Consider the following 18158-nt stretch of genomic DNA (forward strand, 5'->3'; position numbering starts at 1 on the left):
TTCTCATAAAACCCGATTTGAGCAAACAATCAATGGGGGAAGTTCGCCCCCAGCTGATGAAAGTTTATTGTATTAAAGGAGTCTTAAAACATGAAAATAACAATGCCAAAACCATTTTTCTTTGAACGGGGCCATAGAGCCGTCCTCTTATTGCACGGCTTTACCGGAAATTCTTCAGATGTCAGGATGCTTGGACGCTTTCTTGAAAAAAGGGGATATACCTGCCATGCCCCGCATTATAAAGGACATGGGGTGCCTCCTGAAGAACTAGTGCATACCGGCCCGGAAGAGTGGTGGAAGGATGTCATGGACGGATATAATTTTTTAAAAAATAATGGGTATGATGAAATTGCTGTGGCAGGACTTTCCTTAGGAGGCGTATTTTCCTTGAAATTGGGATACACTGTACCTATAAAGGGAATTATTCCTATGTGTGCACCAATGTATATAAAAAGTGAAGAAGTCATGTACGAGGGTGTGCTCGAATATGCCCGCGAATTTAAAAACCGAGAAGGAAAATCTGAAGAACAAATCGAATTGGAAATGAATGAATTTAAAAAATCACCGATGAATACCTTAAAAGCTTTGCAAAATTTAATTGCAGATGTACGTAATAATGTTGATATGATTTACGCACCAACATTTGTTGTACAGGCCCGTCTTGATAAAATGATTAAAACGGAAAGTGCAGACATCATCTACAATGAAATCGAGTCACCGGTAAAACAAATTAAATGGTATGAAGAATCGGGCCATGTCATTACGCTTGATAAAGAGCGGGATAAGCTTCATGAGGATGTATATGCCTTTTTAGAAAAGCTGGACTGGCGTGAATAGAAACCTGATAGAGGAGGGATTGCTATGGAAGAAAATATTAAAAAGCATATTGACCGGCTTTTGCAATATATGAAGGAAGAGACTTATAAGCCTTTAACAGTTCAAGAGCTGGAAAGTGCATTTGGCATTCAAGATTCAAGCGATTTTAAGGAATTTGTCAAAGCCTTAGTTAAAATGGAGGAAAAAGGGCTTGTTGTGCGAACACGTGCCAACCGCTATGGTCTGCCGGAAAAAATGAATCTTGTCCGCGGCAGGATGACAGGCCATGCTAAAGGATTTGCTTTTGTGGTTCCGGATGAACCAGGGATGGATGATATTTTTATCCCGCCGACAGAAACCAGTAATGCAATGCATGGTGACACGGTACTCGTCCGTGTTTCCTCGGAAAGCTCCGGGCAGCGACGTGAAGGAACCATTGTCCGGATTATTGAACGGGGAGTTCAGCAAATCGTCGGTACCTATGCGGAAAGTAAAAATTTTGGGTTTGTGATTCCTGATGATAAAAAGTTTGCAAGCGACATCTTTATTCCGAAAGAAGCTTCCAAAGGGGCAGTGGAAGGGCATAAAGTCGTGGTTCAGCTGACCTCTTATCCTGAAGGAAGAAAAAGTGCCGAAGGAGAAGTCGTGAAAATCCTCGGCCATAAAAACGACCCTGGTGTCGATATTCTATCTATTATACATAAGCATGGTCTTCCATTGGCCTTCCCTGATGAAGTCCTTCAGCAGGCAAATTCGGTTCCTGACACAATTGATGAAAGTGAACTGGCTAATCGCCGTGACCTCCGCAATGAAACCATTGTCACTATTGACGGGGCAGATGCGAAAGACCTGGATGATGCGGTGACTGTAACTAGACTAGAAAACGGCAATTATAAGCTCGGCGTTCATATTGCCGATGTCAGCTATTATGTGAAAGAAGGATCACCCATTGATAAGGAAGCAGAAGAAAGAGCTACAAGTGTTTATTTAGTAGACCGGGTGATTCCAATGATCCCGCACCGTCTTTCCAATGGAATTTGTTCCTTAAATCCAAGGGTTGACCGGCTGGTATTATCATGTGAAATGGAAATTGATTCCGAGGGCCATGAGGTCTCACATGAAATTTTCCAAAGTGTCATTAAAACAACGGAACGAATGACCTACTCTGATGTAAACAAAATCCTTGTGGACAAGGATGAAGAGACAAGGGCACGCTATGAGACGCTTGTGCCAATGTTTGAATTAATGGAAGAGCTGGCTGCGATTCTACGCAAGAAAAGGATGAACCGCGGGGCCATTGATTTTGATTTTAAAGAATCAAAGGTATTGGTCGATGAAGAAGGCAAGCCGACCGATGTTGTCATTCGCGAGCGTTCAGTGGCAGAACGGTTAATTGAAGAGTTTATGCTTGCTGCCAATGAGACCGTTGCTGAACATTTCCACTGGCTGGATGTGCCGTTCATTTACAGGATTCACGAGGATCCTAAGGAAGACAAACTGCGAAGATTTTTTGAGTTTATTACGAATTTTGGCTATATCGTGAAAGGGACAGCAAATCAAGTCCATCCACGGGCACTGCAGGAAATAATTGAAGAGGTACAGGGCAAGCCGGAGGAAATGGTGGTTTCTACTGTGATGCTGCGCTCGATGCAGCAGGCAAAGTATTATCCGGAATGTCTTGGACACTTTGGGCTGTCGACACAGTTTTATACTCACTTTACGTCACCTATCCGCCGTTATCCGGATACTATTGTCCACCGTTTGATTCGGACTTATTTAATTGAAGGAAAGCTGGATGAAGCAACACGGGAAAAATGGAATGCCGATCTTCCGGAAATTGCTGAGCATTCTTCAAAAATGGAACGCCGCGCGGTGGATGCAGAGCGGGATACAGATGAATTGAAGAAAGCGGAATATATGGAAGACAAGATTGGTGTTGAGTATGATGGTATTATTAGTTCAGTGACCAACTTCGGGATGTTTGTCGAGCTGCCAAATACAATTGAAGGTCTTGTTCATGTCAGCTATATGACCGATGACTATTACCGCTTTGACGAGCGCCATTTCGCGATGATTGGCGAACGGACAGGGAATGTCTTCCGGATTGGCGATGAAATCACTGTCCGTGTGGTAAAAGTAAATAAAGATGAGCACTCGATTGATTTTGAAATCGTCGGAATGAAAGGCACCCGCCGCAGGGAACGTCCTGAGACTCCAAAGGTTATTAAAACAGGAAGTGATACCCACAAGCCGCGCCGAAAGAAACAAGACGGGAAAAATCATAAGCAGGAAGCATCTGGTGAAGGGAAAAAGCCAAAAAACAAACGAAAATTTTATGATAACGTTCCAATATCCAAGAGTACAAAACGGAAGAAGAAAAGATAAATTTTGAGGGCTCCAAAAGAGTCCTCTTTTCGTTGTACTGAGATGTTTATTTCTGTTACAATAAGGTGAAACTTCACTCAGGTGAGGGTCTTCCCGCACGTTAATGTGGATTAATATTCCAGAGATGAGGTGAAACGATGCCAAGAGGAACAGGAAAAGTAGTTGCTCAAAATAAGAAGGCCGGCCATGATTATTTTATCGAGGAAACCTACGAAGCTGGAATCGTACTCCAAGGGACTGAAATCAAATCGATTCGTGCCGGACGTGTTAATCTAAAGGATGCATATGTAAGGATCCATAATGGCGAAGCAGTGATCTTTGGAATGCATGTCAGCCCGTATGAACAAGGGAATCGCTATAATCACGATCCATTACGGACACGAAAACTGCTGCTTCATAAAAAAGAAATCAATAAGCTTTATGGGGATGCAAAAGAAGCAGGCTATGCCCTTATTCCATTGAAACTTTATTTAAAAAATGGTTTCTGTAAGGTTCTAATCGGCCTTGCTAGAGGTAAGAAAAACTATGATAAGCGTGAGGACTTAAAGCGGAAAGAAGCGAAACGTGAAATTGAACGTGCCTTCCGTGAACGTCAGAAAATGTAATTTGGTTCATCTTACAAATACTTACAATTGAAAAATTCACTGAGTATGTTATAATAAGTTTGTCGCTGAGATGAGCGACAGAAACTTTTGCTCAGTACAACTTGCCAGTTTCCTAACGTCTTAGCTGATATTCAGCATTTTTATAATGGGGACGCTACGGATTCGACAGGGATAGTTTGAGCTTAGGTTGCGAGTCGAGGGGATCGGCCTCGTTAAAACGTCAAAGCCAATAACTGGCAAAACTAACAACAACTTCGCTTTAGCTGCCTAATTAAGCACTAAGCGGTTCGCCCCTCCATCGCCTGTGTGGTAGGGTAGCGGACTCAACTTTAGCAGGCTACGCCGGATTCCACCGCCTGAGGATGAAGGAAGAGAACAACCAGGCTAGCTGACCGGACGCCTGTCGATAGGCAGAAGGATCAGTGAAACGCCAATATATCGACTACACTCGTAGAAGCTTAAGTGCCGATATCTTTGGACGTGGGTTCGATTAGTAACTTAGTCGCCTTGTGTGGTAACATACAAGTGAAAATCCGGCTTGATCGGTGAAACCTAAGTCGCATCAATAGCGATAAGGCAATGCCGAGCGGTATGTGGAGTAATTCAACAGCCGTGTATCGACTTATAGGCTGCCATCTTTAGTTGGTAGTACTAGGATGCGAAATGCTGCCGAATAGGTAAATATATATTTCGCATAATACGCCGGGGGACCTGATAAAAGGCAGGTTCAAGATATAGTCAGTGCCATGACGAAAGCATGGAAGAGCACGTCCCACCGTCTCCACCATACATAAGGTGGAATTCAAGACCAGCATATTAGTTGCTGGTCTTTTTTATATTTTAAAAAAGTTATTTTCAAATTCAATTTTTTGTTTTTGTAACCGGGGATTGTTACCATTGCGTGGTGTCACGTCATCGTAGTTATTCAAAATAAAAATGGCACGTTCCTTTTTTTGTTTAACTCTTAGGAATGGCGAAATCTCATATAAAGTTCTAAAAACATCCCTTTTACTTTTAATGGATAATACATATGAATTCTTACGAGTGAGGATGATGGACACCGGCATCATGTAACGGGTGTAGATAAACCGGCACCGGGGAATCGATAAACTAAAAGGCAAATTAACCTAAGCTGCTGTAAGGTTGATTTGCTTATTTTTATCTTAAGGATGTATTTAAAATCCCAAATATCATCTCTATTTTTGAAATAGACTTGTTCACCTGACAATAAGAAAACATCGGCCAAACAGAAACGGCGGTTTCCTTAATTTCACTATATCTATACTTGTTAGCTAATGTTTATTTTGACGAATTAGTTTGTGGAAAATTGTACTCGGATAAACAAGGCTGGCATATTTTACTTCAACCCTGATAATTAAAAAAGCCGGCATCCCGCCAGCTAAATTTGAATTTTTCCCATTGCAAGCAAAATAATAGCTAAAATGGCCAGCAGGACAAAGATACAAGCCCAGGCCAATTCGAATGGTTTAAATACTTTTTGATTTTTGTCTTTTTCAGCATATAAAAATATAAGGATTCCAAGAGAATATAAAATGGATGTTAATAAAAGATAGCCGACCCCTGCCGCATATAAAATCCAAATGCTATAAATGGATGCGATTATACCAATGATCATCTGCCCGGTTTCTTTTTGCTGCCAGCTGTACTTCACCTGGTATAAAGCGGAAAAAAGGTAGGGCACTAAAATCGTGGAACTGGCCATTGAAAAAGCAAATCGGTAGGGTTTGTCGGAAACTAATAAAGTCACCAGGAATAATTGAATCAAAACACCAGTAAAAATGAGCGAATGAGTGGGGACATTATGTTTATTTTCCTTCGTGAAAAATTTGGGAAATGTCCCATCTTTCCCTGCTAAAAAAGGAACTTCTGCCGAAAACAAAGTCCAGCCGAGCAGTGCACCTAATAGAGAGACAATCAAGCCAAGATTGACGAATGCTGCACCCCAGGGGCCCACAATTGCTTCTAATACATAGGCCATGGATGGGCTTTCTAAGCCGGCAAGTTCCTGCCTTGTCAAAATGCCTAAGGATAATAACGAAATCAAGATATAAATGGTTAACGTTGACATAACGCCTATCACTGTCGCTTTGCCAACATCTCTTTTTCGCATTGCACGGCGTGATAAAACAACAGCTCCCTCTACACCAGTAAAAACCCAAAGCGTGACAAGCATGGTGCTTTTCGTTTGCGCCATAACATCTTTTATATCAAAAGTCCTGCCGCCCCAAAAATCCTTTGTGAACACATTAGAATGAAAAGCTGTAAAAGCAATTAAAATAAATACAATTATAGGGATTAATTTTGCAATAGTGACGACAATATTCATGATGGCCGCAGAGTGAATACCTTTAGAAATAAAGAAGATTAGCAGCCAAAGCAGAATAGAAGCACCGAGTACAGATGCGAAATTTGCTCCATTAAAGATCGGCAGAAAGTAACCAATGGAACTAAACAACAATGTTAAAAAGGCAACATTCCCCAGCCAGACAGAAAGCCAATACCCCCATGCCGAATTGAAACCAAAATAACTGCCAAAACCTTCTCTTGCAAAACTATAAATACCGCCATCTAAATCAGGCCGTTTATTTGTTAAATTTTGAAATGAAAAAACCAATGAAAGTATACCGATGCCAGTGATGATCCACCCTAAAATGATGGCACCAGCATTAGCGCCTGCAGCCATATCAGTTGCAACATTGAACCCGCCCCCGCCAATCTGGGAACCTATGACTAAAGCGATTAACGCCGTTAAACCAAGCTTATTTTCTTTGCTGTCCATATAATCCTTCCTTCTAAATAAGCGTTACTCTTATAGTTGCTAAAACCAGCATTATCCATACTACACTATTTATTATTTAGGAACATCATTAAATTACGCTTACAAAGAAAGTTTAAATTTTCAACAAAATGAAAAAAGGACCGCATTCAGCTCAAGAAATTGGCGGCTGAATGCGGTCTGCAGTCTTTTTTTGTTATGAAATAATCATTCCATGAAGGATGGAAAGGATGCTGAGGAATGCTAACCCAGCGGTAACAGCCAGCAGCCATTGTAAACGGAATTGGGAGAATAAGAATGAAGCACACAAACTAAACCAGATAATAATCATTAAAATAATAAAACCATCCACTAATACATGTGGAACTCTTCCCATATAAATGATGCTGCCAATAATGCAGCTGAAAATTACCGGTATAAGTACATCCCAGCCATTTGTGATGACCGGCAGAGCATCCTTTTTTAACGCTTTTCCTAATGCTAATGGGTAGAGAAAGTAAGGCAGTGCCAGGCCGAAAGAAATCCCTGTGATAAGTCTCCGCTCATTGGTGCTTTCAAATAGATGACTGTAAGAGCCAATGCCATCAATGACTAACGGCCCCATTAAAAGTAAAAGAAAAAGGCTCATTTTGATCGTTGGTATGGTAATCTGCTTTTTTCGTTTTAGCATATGTAAATAAAAAAGAGATGAAAAAATGCCGATATAAATGCCGGTGTCGCGTGCGCATACCGAAAGGAAATCGCCAGAGACAAGGAGTGTCCGTTCTTCTAATTGATGACAGATAGCCCTTCCAAAGAATTGAAATAACTCCTGCAGCATTTGAATCCCTTCCTTTGATAAAGTCGAATGCGCGGTACTCCTGAGGCATATAGCGGAACAAAACGGTCATTCCTTCAAAATCCTTCTAAAGCATGCGGAATAAAATAAAAACCCGCGGAAAAAACAAAGACTTCCGCGGAAATCTCCTTACATCCTTGAAATAACAATTTAATACCCCGAAAATGCAGGAGCAATCGATAAAGCCGAAAGCGCAAACCAGCAAATGCATGACAGGACAATCGAGACAATGGAGACGATTAAACAATTCTTGCCAACCGCTTTTTTTTCGATTTCTTGGTCATTCATCCAAATGATTCCTAATATAATTCCTACTATAGGAATAAAAAATGATACCAGATAAAGCAGAAATTTGATACCGCCAGACACACGATCACCTCCAAAAGGAATAAAAAAAGAGCTTTTCATGAGAAAATCTGTGCTCAATGAAATGTATGTTGGTCATGAGTCAAATTTGCCTGTATTTTTAAATTTAAATGAATTATATTACTATTCCCTTTCCATTTCCGTTAGAATAAAAGATAGGAAAAATTGTAGGAACTTGTCAAAGTTTCTATTAATTTCTGCATTTAATAAAACTGTAATATTTTTAATAGATTCGAAACAATCCAAGTGAAAAATCGTCTATAATGGGAAAGGGAAATTTTAAACAGCAGTGAGGTAATAAACAATGAGGAAATTAAGGCGCGGTTGGTCGATTTGGTCCTTGGTTTTGGTATTCGTAGTTGGAGGATTGTTAACCGGAATATCAGTCTCAAATTATTTTCAGGCAAAAGCTGCAGTAAAACCTCTTAATCAACAAAAAAATGAAGCTGGTAAACCAGTAGTTGAAAATTTAACACCTGAAATGATTAGGCAGAATACAAAGGATTATCAATTGGAAAAAGAATGGATTCACAAGCAGGAAAAGAAAGCATTTGCCTGGAGAAACATGAAAGAAGCGAATAAGACACAGCAAGATTTGGAAAAAGCACAAGATAAAGATTCGGAAAAAGATTCAGATGAGGCACCGCCTGCCAAAGAAGATTCAAAAACTCCTCAACAAACAAAGAAAGAATCCCTAGCACCAACAGCCAAGCAAACTCCGGAAACCCCTGTGAACAGCGGTACCGGTAAAAAAGCAGTTTACTTAACATTTGATGATGGTCCAGCAGCAACTTCCGGCGATCTTATCAAACTTTTAGAAAAATATCATTTTAAGGCTTCATTTTTTATGATTGACAGCAATATTCGCAGATATCCCGAAGCGGTTAAATTGATGGTTAAGTCAGGTGAGGCGGTAGGACTTCATAGTGTATCACATGATTCGAAGAGGTTCTATGCTTCAGTTCATTCCGTTTTAGGTGAATTAAATCAAAATCAAAACACCTTGAAGGAAATTTCTGGTGTCAAATCCTTTCTAATCAGAACACCCTATGGCAGTGTGCCGGGGATGAAGCAGGAATATCGTAAAGCTGTGGATGAAAAAGGGTATTTGATGTGGGACTGGAATATTGACAGTAAGGATTGGTACTATAAGGATGGACGCTATGTGAACAGTGTCATTGACCAGTTGAACAGAATGAAACACCATCAAGGGCCAATCGTGATTTTGCTTCACGAGCGGAAAGAAACGCTTGCCCATCTGCCAAAATTGCTTGATTATTTACGTAAAAACGGTTATGTCAGTCATGCTATTGACAGTTCTTTGAATCCTTATCAATTCAAAGTTAGGTAAAGCTAATAAAGGACAAAATTCATTTGGGTTTGTTATAATTAAATTGTGAAATTTCAATTCAGAATAGTAATGGGGCCGATATAGATCTATGATCAATAAACTTATCCAGAGCAGCGCTTTCAAGCGGATTTTAATTTTTGTGTTTATTGCGATTGTTTTGTACGCAATGAGGTCGATGATTAATTTAATTTTACTTACGTTTATTTTTACATTTTTAATGGATCGGCTGGTCCAGTTCATTGAAAGGAAAATCCCTTTAAACCGGAAACTGCTGGTGGTTATTTCCTACGCCAGTATTGTTGGACTTCTTTCATATGGACTGGTGATGTACCTGCCAATGATTGCGAATGAAATAACAACATTGATTAAACAATTAACTGCTTTTTATACTTCTAAACATGATAATGTGGTCTTAAATTACCTTGTAGAACGGATTGAAAAAATAAATATAACCAACTATTTGGAACAAGGAGTTGCGTATTTATTAAAATCCTTCAGCGGAATCAGCAAGGTCGGTTTAGAAATCCTAATGGCTCTGCTGTTGAGCTTATTTTTCCTGCTGGAAAAACCAAGATTGGTGGAGTTTACGAAGAAATTCAAAACAAGCAAAGTAGCATCTATTTATGAGGAAATTGAATTTTTTGCCCATAAATTTGTAAGAACATTTGGGAAAGTGATTGAAGCTCAGCTTATCATCGCCCTTGTGAATTGTATTCTAACAACCATTTCGCTGTGGATCCTCGATTTTCCGCAGCTTGGCGGTTTATCGATTATGGTGTTTATTTTAGGATTAATTCCTGTCGCCGGAGTTATTATTTCATTAATCCCGCTTGTCATTATTGCCTATAGTATTGGCGGAATAATGACGGTGCTTTATATCGCGATTGCGATTGCCATTATTCATGGGATTGAAGCATATATATTAAACCCGAATTTAATGAGTTCAAAGACCAATCTTCCAGTGTTTTATACTTTTATTGTATTGATTTTTTCCGAACACTTCTTTGGTGTATGGGGCTTGATTGTAGGGATCCCGGTATTTGTCTTCTTATTGGATATTCTTGATGTAACAGATAATGAAAAGGTTTAATATAGGGTGATATAGTGTTATCCTATGGGTAAAAAGATTCAGGAGGACCGTTAAATGAGCGAATGTAAAATAAATCATTCACCAGAAGACGTGAAAAGCAAGTATGAATCTCAGGCATCCTTTTTGCCAGAAGATTTGAAACCATTATTTGAACAGTTTTTTGCGCAAGGGCATACACAGGATTTATTAAATGAAGTGTTTCACCTGCTGAAAAAGTATGATTTAGCAGATGAGCAGGAGAAAAGCGAACGAAACAATCACTTGTATTTAGTGCTAAAAAACGTATAACCAGCAGGACTCCGGATTAATGCCGGGTCCTTTTTTTATTTTGGCTCTGTTAAAGTGGTATAACCCTGTTGATTTGTTGTGGAAGGCACGAAGATTTCCCGGAATGCCCGCGGACCATTTGTGCCATCTTCTAGAGCTATCGCTTTTAGTCGTGCGATGCCTATGCTGCCGAAAACTTCCTTGTGGAGCGAAATAAACTGCCCAGTTTAACATAACCTATTTTAAAAATAGCTAATGAAATATGCTGCAATAGAAAACATTAAAAAAAATAATTATTTTTGGGGGTTTTCATGGGAGAATTACTGCAGTTATTAAAAAGAGGAAACAAATCTGCCATGCTGGCCGCAATTGTGAATACCGTCATTGCGGTGATAAAAGGAATTGCCTACTTTTTTACAGGAAATGTAGCGATGTTTGCGGAAACCATGCACAGCCTGGGAGACGCAGCAAATCAATTTTTTGTATTTACGGGTTCAGCCTTAAGCAAGAAGGCCCCGACAGATAAGTTTCCTAATGGTTTTGGACGCTTGGTAAATTTGGTTTTATTGGGTGCGGTATTGATCGTCGGCATCATGGCATTTGAAACAATTAAGGAAGGATACAGGCACATACTTCATCCCACTAAATCTGGCGGGTTTATTATAAATATTTCAGTATTAGGACTCTCTACAATACTGGAAATGTTTGTATTATTTAAAGCGATGAAGGAAATTTTACATGAACTGGATATTCAAGCTGGAGGACTAAATGTGTTTGTGAAAAGCTTTGCTAATCTAGGAAGAGCCAAGCCTGCAACAAAACTCGTTTTTATGGAAGACTTTGTTGCCTCTATAGGTGGTTTGTTAGCAATTCTTGCTGTCATCATCGCCCATTTTACAAATCTTCATCAATTAGAAGGCATTGCTTCCGTGCTGATTGGATTCATGATGTTTTTTGTTGTGGGAAGAGTTTTCTTAGATAATGCTGCGGGTGTTATCGGTCAATCGGATGAAGTAATGGAAAGTAAAATTGGTACGATTGTCATGGAAGATCCGGATGTTAAGGATATTCAATCCCTGACGGTTATCAAAGAAGGGGAAGACTTGCATGTTGAATTGGAAATTGAAATCGATCCGAAAATGACGATAGCAGCTGCCGATGATATTAAAGACCGATTGGAGGAGAGGATTTTAACTGAAAAGGGTGTTGTCGATGTAATGATTGAGTTTGATGAAGAGGACGGAGTAATGACCTGGAAAAATCAAGAGAAATAAACCTGATACTAGTAAATGATGTAAGAATAATACAGCCATAATGTGGAAAGCTATTCTTTATAGATGGATTGAACGTCAAAAGCTTGAGGGGATGATTTCGGATGTCAGAGCGGAGTATCAGGTTATCGAGTGCGGAAATCGCTGGATTATGGGAAACCTATCTTCAAGAGAGTATGGCAGCATGCCTGCTTACTTATTTTCTTCATCATAATAAGGATGCAGAAATAAGTAAGCTGCTGGAGAATGCTTATGATTTAAGTAATTCTCATCTCAAACAAATCACTGAAATATTTCAAAATGAAGGCATCCCTCTTCCTGACGGCTTCTCTGAAAAAGATCTGGATTTGACGGCACCGCCATTGTTTTATGATTTGTTCGGTTTAAGTATGGTTTATTTAATGAGCCGCATGTCTATGATCAATTTTGGTTTTATTACCGTAAATGTTGTCCGTAAAGATGTATTGGACTTTTTCGTCACATTGGTTGAGCAAACTGCAGAATTATATCAGAAATCAGCGGAATTAATGCTGGAAAAGGGGGTATATGACCGTCCTCCAATGATTCCTTATCCAGATCAAGTAGAGTATATTGATAAGGTAAACTACCTTAGTGGATTTGGAAAAAAGCGGCCGATCAATGTCATGGAAATTACCCAAATTTTTTTTAATACGGAACGTAATTATCTCGCCATTGTATTATGTATAGGGCTGCTGCAGGTGGTGAAGGATAAGGAAATTCATCAGTATATCCGTGATGGTAAAAAAATATCAGAAAAACAAATTGATACTTTTAACGATATTCTTTTGAGAGAGGAATTGTTAGGGAATGTTTCGACCACTGTGGATGTCACAGATAGTACCGTGAGTCCTTTTTCGAACAGGCTGATTGTAACGCTATTTAATACTCTTAATCAAGTTGATGTTACCTTAATTGGTCATGCATTATCTTTATCCATGAGGACGGACTTGGCTGCTTATTACCAAAAATACATCCTAGAAGTTTTAGCCTATTCAGCAAAAGGATTTAAACTTATGGTTGACCGAGGCTGGGCGCAAACTCCTCCCCATGCCCCCAATCGAAAAAAACTCCAGAATTTAAACTAAGGTTCGCGTCTGAAAAGGAGCGCGAACCTTTATTAGATTTATTTTATTCCCAAGGTTTGTTTGTCGTAAAATAGGCGGCCAGTTCTTTACTGCTTTTTCTGTGCTCTTTCCGCTTTTCTGCTCTTTCATTACCTGTTTCAAACAGTTTTTTCTCTTCTTCTGACTCTGGAATGACGCCTGGAACTTTCGTAGGTTTTCCGTCTTCATCCAGAGCGACAAAAGTTAAAAAAGCAGTGGCAGCAATTTTTCGCTCGCCTGAAAGCATATTTTCAGCAATGATCTTTACAAAAACCTCGATGGAAGAGGTTCCTGTCCAAGTAACAAATGATTCGAAACAAACGGAATCTTTTGGAGTAATGGGACTTAGAAAATCAACAGAGTCTGTTGAGGCCGTAACACATTCTCTTCTTGAATGCCTCGTTGCAGAAATGGAAGCGATCATATCTGCATTACTCATTAAGTTTCCGCCGAATAGTGTATGATGATCATTTACATCATTTGGAAATACCCGCATGATTCTCACTACTCTTGACTCATTACACTTTTTTGCTTCCAACTTTACCCCTCCATTACTTTTCTTAATACCATTATTGTACCCATTCCATCTGGAATCTCTCCATTACTGAAAAGGCGTATTTTGTGGTACATTAAAGAATAATGAAATCAGGGAGGGTAAAAGATGAGTTTGCAAGCACAGATTATGAAGGATTTACATATTTCACCTTCGATTGATCCAAAGGAAGAGGTCCGCAAACGGATTGATTTTTTGAAAAGTTATGTAGTTAAAACGAAAGCAAAAGGATATGTTTTAGGAATTAGCGGGGGGCAGGATTCAACCCTTGCAGGGAGGCTCGCACAGCTTTCGGTAGAAGAACTTCGCAAGGAAGGAACGGATGCTGTATTTATTGCCTTGAGGCTGCCATACGGGATGCAGCAGGATGAGGACGATGCGAAAAAAGCATTAGCCTTCATTAAGGCAGACAAAGAGATGGTTTTTAACATTAAGCCGGCTGTAGATGAAGTTCAGAAAGAATATAATCAAGAGACAATTGGACAGCCTTTAAGTGACTATCAAAAAGGGAATGTAAAAGCGAGAATGAGGATGATTGCACAGTATGCTGCAGGCGGAATGGAAGGATTGCTGGTTATTGGAACAGACCATGCTGCAGAAGCAATCACAGGGTTTTATACAAAATATGGTGATGGCGGTGCAGACGTTCTGCCTCTAACTGGATTAACGAAACGGCAGGGAAAGGCATTATTAAAAGAACTAGGGGCAGAGGAAAGATTATATTTAAAGGTGCCGACAGCAGATCTATTGGATCAAAAGCCAGGACAGGCAGATGAAACCGAATTAGGAATTACCTATGAGGAACTGGATGATTATTTGGAAGGGCACCCTGTTTCAAAGGAGGCCGCAGAAAAAATTGAAAAGCGCTATGTACAAACAGAACATAAGCGCAGAATGCCGGCCACAATGTTTGATGATTGGTGGAAATAATAAGGTGAGGAGATTGCTAATAAAAGGCAGTCTCTTTTTTTCGTTTTCATCAATTGGCTTTTTCTAGATCCATCCAAACCTTCTTAGGTTTATTTTTGAAAAGCAGGGAAAACTAATTTCATTCGCTAAGACTTTTTTAAATGGAAAAGGAGTGATTTTTACTAATGAAAAAGGTATTGCTTGTGTTAGGACTCTTGTTAAGTTTTACACTTGTTTTGTCCGCATGCGGCAAAGACGATGATAAAAAGGATAATAAGAATAAAACAGCTGAGAAGGCAGACAAAGACTTGCTGCAAAAAGTGAAAGATGATGGGGAAATTTTAATTGGAACAGAAGGCACTTATCCACCATTTACATTCCATGATACAAATGGAAAATTGACTGGCTTTGATGTCGACCTTGCAGAAGAAGTGGCGAAACGCCTGGGAGTTAAGGCAGTATTCAAAGAAACCCAATGGGACGGCATGTTTGCAGGACTAGATGCAAAACGGTTTGATATGATTGCCAATGAAGTGGGGATTCGACCAGACCGTCAAAAAAAGTATGATTTCTCTGATCCATATATTAAAACGACAGCAGTTTTAATTACGAAAAAGGACAATACCAAAGTAAAATCATTTGAAGATATCAAAGGATTAAGTTCAGCTCAATCATTAACAAGTAACTATGGGGATTTAGCAAAAAAATATGGTGCCAATCTTGTTGGAGTGGATGGCTTTCAACAGTCAGCTGAACTTTTGGCACAGAATCGAGTGGATGTAACGATTAATGATAATATTGCTTTTTTAGACTATAAAAAGAAAAAACCAGATACACCTTTGAAAATCGTGGCAAAAAGTGAAGATGTCTCAACCAGCGGATTCATGTTCAGAAAGAATAATGAACCGATGGTCGATGCTGTCAACGCAGCCCTAAAAGACATGATTGATGACGGCACATATAAAAAGATCTCTGAAAAATGGTTCGGGGAGGATGTACTGAAGTAATTTGAGTTTGAACAAAAAACTTAGATTCAGTCCATTAATCAACTGTATATAGGAACGAATCCAAATATTTTGGAATAGGATAAAGTAAGTGCTGCAGCTGAAAAGGGCTGCGGCATTTTTATTTTAAAATAGAAATGTTACCCAGAGGGCTCGATTATCATGTATACTAAAATTAGGGAAAAATTGAAACATTTTCACTTTTTATCCGTATATAGTACTATACATAATTTTTAAAAAGAAGGAGGATGCCATGGCCTATTGGAGATAATTTTACATTCTCCGCTGTATTTCTTATCTATTACAAAAAAGGGATGATGCTTATGGAACTTTTTGGACTTCCCCTTGCCTCGATTTATTTGTACGCACTTATTATTTCAGGTATTCTTACCATCCTTTATGTTCTGTTTGCAGATGTACTGCATGTTGATACTGGGGACGGAGGTCTTCATTTTTTAAATCCTGTTCTTATTTTTGCTTTTATTACCATTCTGTCTGCCGGCGGCTACCTATTTGAACGCCTATCTTCCCTCCATTCTTTACTGATTTTAGCGATTTCAGCAGTTATATCTCTAATTCTTGTTACTTTACTAAATGTTTTCGTTCTAGTTCCGCTTTCCTCTGCTGAGGAATCATTAGTCTATAAAGAATCTGATTTACGCGGCCGAATCGGGCTGGTCATTACGTCTATTCCAGCTGATGGCTTTGGGGAAGTGTTAATTGAAAGTGCCAGCGGCAGAATTGCAAAACCTGCATCAAGCTTTGATCATGAAGCTATTCCTAATGGTACAAAAGTACTGGTGATACAGGTGAAGGATGGGGTCTTGCAGGTAACTGTTTATCAAAAGAATGAAAGCTTAATCCCGTATTAACGGCAGTATGTCTTCACTTGTAGACTTAACACCAGCATGAAGTATAAGCGGGGAAATGATCCGAAAACGGGACCAACAATCAGAGGGTGATGGTAAAAACCCGCCTGATGATGTTTCACTTTATATACAAGGAGGTAAAAAAATATGGGATTAATTTGGATTATCATTGGTATTGTTGTATTAATTCTAATTGCTTTGATTGGTGTGTTTATCACAAAATACAGAACAGCCGGTCCTGATGAAGCATTGATTGTCACAGGAAGCTACTTAGGCAATAAAAATGTTCATGTGGATGAGTCAGGAAACAAAATTAAAATCATTCGCGGCGGGGGCAGCTTTATTCTGCCGGTTTTTCAGCAAGCAGAGCCACTAAGCTTATTATCTAGTAAACTAGAAGTAACAACACCTGAAGTTTATACAGAGCAGGGGGTACCGGTAATGGCCGATGGGGTAGCCATTATTAAAATCGGCGGCTCTATCAGCGAAATTGCCACAGCGGCAGAACAGTTTCTTGGAAAGCCCAAGGAAGATCGAGAAAATGAAGCGAAAGAGGTTTTGGAAGGTCATTTACGTTCCATTCTTGGTTCGATGACAGTCGAAGAAATCTATAAAAATAGGGATAAATTTTCCCAGGAAGTGCAGAGGGTTGCCTCACAGGACCTTGCAAAAATGGGTCTTGTGATTGTATCGTTCACTATTAAAGATGTTCGTGACAAAAACGGTTATTTGGATGCACTTGGTAAGCCACGGATTGCACAGGTGAAGCGTGATGCAGATATCGCCACGGCTGAAGCGGAAAAAGAAACACGGATTAAAAAGGCGGAAGCAGCAAAGGAAGCCAAACGCTCAGAATTAGAACGGGCAACTGAAATTGCTGAAGCAGAAAAAGTAAATCAATTGAAAATTGCAGAGTTCCGCCGTGAGCAGGATATTGCCAAGGCGCGCGCAGATATGGCTTATGACCTCGAAAGTGCAAAGGCAAAACAAGATGTAACGGAGCAGGAAATGCAAGTTAAAATTATTGAAAGACAAAAGCAAATTGAGCTCGAAGAAAAAGAAATTCTGCGCCGTGAGCGTCAGTATGATTCAGAAGTTAAGAAAAAGGCGGATGCCGATCGTTATTCTGTTGAGCAGTCAGCTGCTGCTGAAAAAGCAAAACAAATGGCGGATGCAGAAGCTAATAAATACCGCATTGAAGCAATGGCCAAAGCTGAAGCAGAGCGGGTGCGTATCGACGGTTTGGCCAAAGCCGAAGCCCAAAAAGCACAAGGTCTTTCAGAAGCAGAAGTCATTCGGATGAAAGGTCTGGCGGAAGCAGAAGCGAAGGAAAAAATCGCGGAGGCATTCGAACAATTCGGGCAGGCTGCGATTCTCGATATGGTGATCAAAATGCTTCCTGAATATGCGAAACAGGTGGCAGCACCGCTTTCCAATATTGATAAAATTACAGTTGTGGATACCGGCGGCGGTTCTTCAGAAAATAGCGGAGCAGGTAAAATTACCAGTTATGCAACCAACCTGATGGCAAGCCTGCAGGAATCATTAAAGGCCTCCAGCGGGATTGATGTAAAGGAGCTAATTGAAAACTATTCAGGCAAAGGCAATGTGAAAAAAAGCATTGAAGAACTGAATAATACAATGAAAAAACAAGATTTATAAGCGAAAAAAAGGGCATCCAAATCACAAATTTGGATGCCCTTTGTCATCAAGCCCGTTGTCTTCTTTTTTTAACAGATTCTCCTGCAATTCCCCAATGCTGTATCTCTACTTCATTAATCATCACTTGAATGGAGCTTGATGGCGCTTCAGCTACCTCTGAAACGGTCTTTGTTACTTCCTCAATTAACTTCTCTAACTGTTCTTCCGTGCGGCCTTTTGTTAAACTGATATGAACAAATGGCATACTTTTC

At 39.7% G+C, this 18158-nt stretch carries 17 protein-coding genes and 1 other RNA gene; 13 read left to right on the forward strand and 5 right to left on the reverse strand.

Annotation, left to right across the window (positions count from 1 at the left end; translation table 11 throughout):
* Positions 1-90 precede the first annotated feature (90 nt).
* The 4 genes from M3183_RS05125 (at position 91) to ssrA (ending at position 4299) form a co-directional block, all read left to right on the forward strand.
* Positions 91-837, forward strand: coding sequence for an alpha/beta hydrolase (locus M3183_RS05125; RefSeq protein ID WP_251467174.1), 747 nt, complete (start codon positions 91-93; stop codon positions 835-837).
* Positions 838-861: 24 nt separating this feature from the next.
* Positions 862-3201 carry a ribonuclease R gene (rnr, locus tag M3183_RS05130; protein ID WP_251467176.1) on the forward strand — a complete coding sequence of 780 codons (2340 nt, stop codon included), beginning with the start codon at positions 862-864 and terminating at the stop codon, positions 3199-3201.
* 137 nt (positions 3202-3338) lie between these two features.
* A complete protein-coding gene (gene smpB, locus M3183_RS05135) occupies positions 3339-3806 on the forward strand; it encodes an SsrA-binding protein SmpB (protein ID WP_251467178.1) in 468 nt (155 codons plus the stop codon).
* 155 nt (positions 3807-3961) lie between these two features.
* Positions 3962-4299, forward strand: a transfer-messenger RNA (tmRNA) gene (gene ssrA, locus M3183_RS05140).
* 906 nt (positions 4300-5205) lie between these two features.
* Here ssrA and arcD read toward each other — a convergent pair.
* The 3 genes from arcD to M3183_RS05155 all read right to left on the reverse strand — a co-directional run bounded on the left by arcD (position 5206) and on the right by M3183_RS05155 (position 7810).
* Complete coding sequence (gene arcD / locus M3183_RS05145; RefSeq protein WP_251467180.1) at positions 5206-6606, reverse strand: arginine-ornithine antiporter; 1401 nt, start codon at positions 6604-6606, stop codon at positions 5206-5208.
* Positions 6607-6799: 193 nt separating this feature from the next.
* Complete coding sequence (locus M3183_RS05150; protein ID WP_251467183.1) at positions 6800-7423, reverse strand: DUF2085 domain-containing protein; 624 nt, start codon at positions 7421-7423, stop codon at positions 6800-6802.
* A gap of 168 nt (positions 7424-7591) precedes the next feature.
* Positions 7592-7810: a hypothetical protein gene (locus tag M3183_RS05155; RefSeq protein WP_251467187.1), complete on the reverse strand. Its 219-nt coding sequence runs from the start codon at positions 7808-7810 to the stop codon at positions 7592-7594.
* A 301-nt stretch (positions 7811-8111) separates the two neighbouring features.
* Between M3183_RS05155 and M3183_RS05160 the strand changes: the two genes are divergently transcribed.
* The 5 genes from M3183_RS05160 to M3183_RS05180 all read left to right on the forward strand — a co-directional run bounded on the left by M3183_RS05160 (position 8112) and on the right by M3183_RS05180 (position 12892).
* On the forward strand, positions 8112-9158 hold the full coding sequence (locus M3183_RS05160) for a polysaccharide deacetylase family protein (protein ID WP_251467189.1): 1047 nt from the start codon (positions 8112-8114) through the stop codon (positions 9156-9158).
* Positions 9159-9246: 88 nt separating this feature from the next.
* Positions 9247-10248: an AI-2E family transporter gene (locus M3183_RS05165; RefSeq protein WP_251467191.1), complete on the forward strand. Its 1002-nt coding sequence runs from the start codon at positions 9247-9249 to the stop codon at positions 10246-10248.
* A gap of 54 nt (positions 10249-10302) precedes the next feature.
* Entirely contained in the window at positions 10303-10536 is a 234-nt protein-coding gene (locus tag M3183_RS05170) for a group-specific protein (RefSeq protein WP_251467193.1), read from the forward strand.
* Between the two features lie 290 nt (positions 10537-10826).
* Positions 10827-11789: a cation diffusion facilitator family transporter gene (locus tag M3183_RS05175; RefSeq protein ID WP_251467196.1), complete on the forward strand. Its 963-nt coding sequence runs from the start codon at positions 10827-10829 to the stop codon at positions 11787-11789.
* A 101-nt stretch (positions 11790-11890) separates the two neighbouring features.
* Positions 11891-12892: a DUF3231 family protein gene (locus M3183_RS05180; RefSeq protein WP_251467200.1), complete on the forward strand. Its 1002-nt coding sequence runs from the start codon at positions 11891-11893 to the stop codon at positions 12890-12892.
* A gap of 43 nt (positions 12893-12935) precedes the next feature.
* Here the strand turns inward: M3183_RS05180 and M3183_RS05185 are convergent, their stop codons facing one another.
* The gene (locus M3183_RS05185) at positions 12936-13406 is read right to left on the reverse strand and encodes an acyl-CoA thioesterase (protein ID WP_251467447.1); all 471 of its coding nucleotides are present in this window, start codon (positions 13404-13406) and stop codon (positions 12936-12938) included.
* A gap of 165 nt (positions 13407-13571) precedes the next feature.
* Here M3183_RS05185 and nadE point away from each other — a divergent pair, with 165 nt between their 5' ends.
* The 4 genes from nadE to M3183_RS05205 all read left to right on the forward strand — a co-directional run bounded on the left by nadE (position 13572) and on the right by M3183_RS05205 (position 17907).
* Positions 13572-14393 (forward strand): ammonia-dependent NAD(+) synthetase, encoded by an 822-nt coding sequence (nadE, locus tag M3183_RS05190; RefSeq protein ID WP_251467203.1) that lies wholly within the window; start codon positions 13572-13574, stop codon positions 14391-14393.
* Positions 14394-14557: 164 nt separating this feature from the next.
* Positions 14558-15379 carry an amino acid ABC transporter substrate-binding protein gene (locus tag M3183_RS05195; protein WP_251467207.1) on the forward strand — a complete coding sequence of 274 codons (822 nt, stop codon included), beginning with the start codon at positions 14558-14560 and terminating at the stop codon, positions 15377-15379.
* A gap of 320 nt (positions 15380-15699) precedes the next feature.
* Positions 15700-16248, forward strand: coding sequence for an NfeD family protein (locus M3183_RS05200; protein WP_251467451.1), 549 nt, complete (start codon positions 15700-15702; stop codon positions 16246-16248).
* Positions 16249-16392: 144 nt separating this feature from the next.
* Positions 16393-17907 carry a flotillin family protein gene (locus M3183_RS05205; RefSeq protein ID WP_251467209.1) on the forward strand — a complete coding sequence of 505 codons (1515 nt, stop codon included), beginning with the start codon at positions 16393-16395 and terminating at the stop codon, positions 17905-17907.
* A 46-nt stretch (positions 17908-17953) separates the two neighbouring features.
* On the opposite strand, the gene M3183_RS05210 is transcribed toward M3183_RS05205, so the two are convergent.
* Positions 17954-18151, reverse strand: coding sequence for a 2-hydroxymuconate tautomerase (locus tag M3183_RS05210; protein WP_251467212.1), 198 nt, complete (start codon positions 18149-18151; stop codon positions 17954-17956).
* Positions 18152-18158 lie beyond the last annotated feature (7 nt).

The sequence above is a fragment of the Neobacillus mesonae genome, assembly GCF_023715155.1.
In the GTDB taxonomy this organism is placed as follows: domain Bacteria; phylum Bacillota; class Bacilli; order Bacillales; family Cytobacillaceae; genus Neobacillus; species Neobacillus mesonae_A.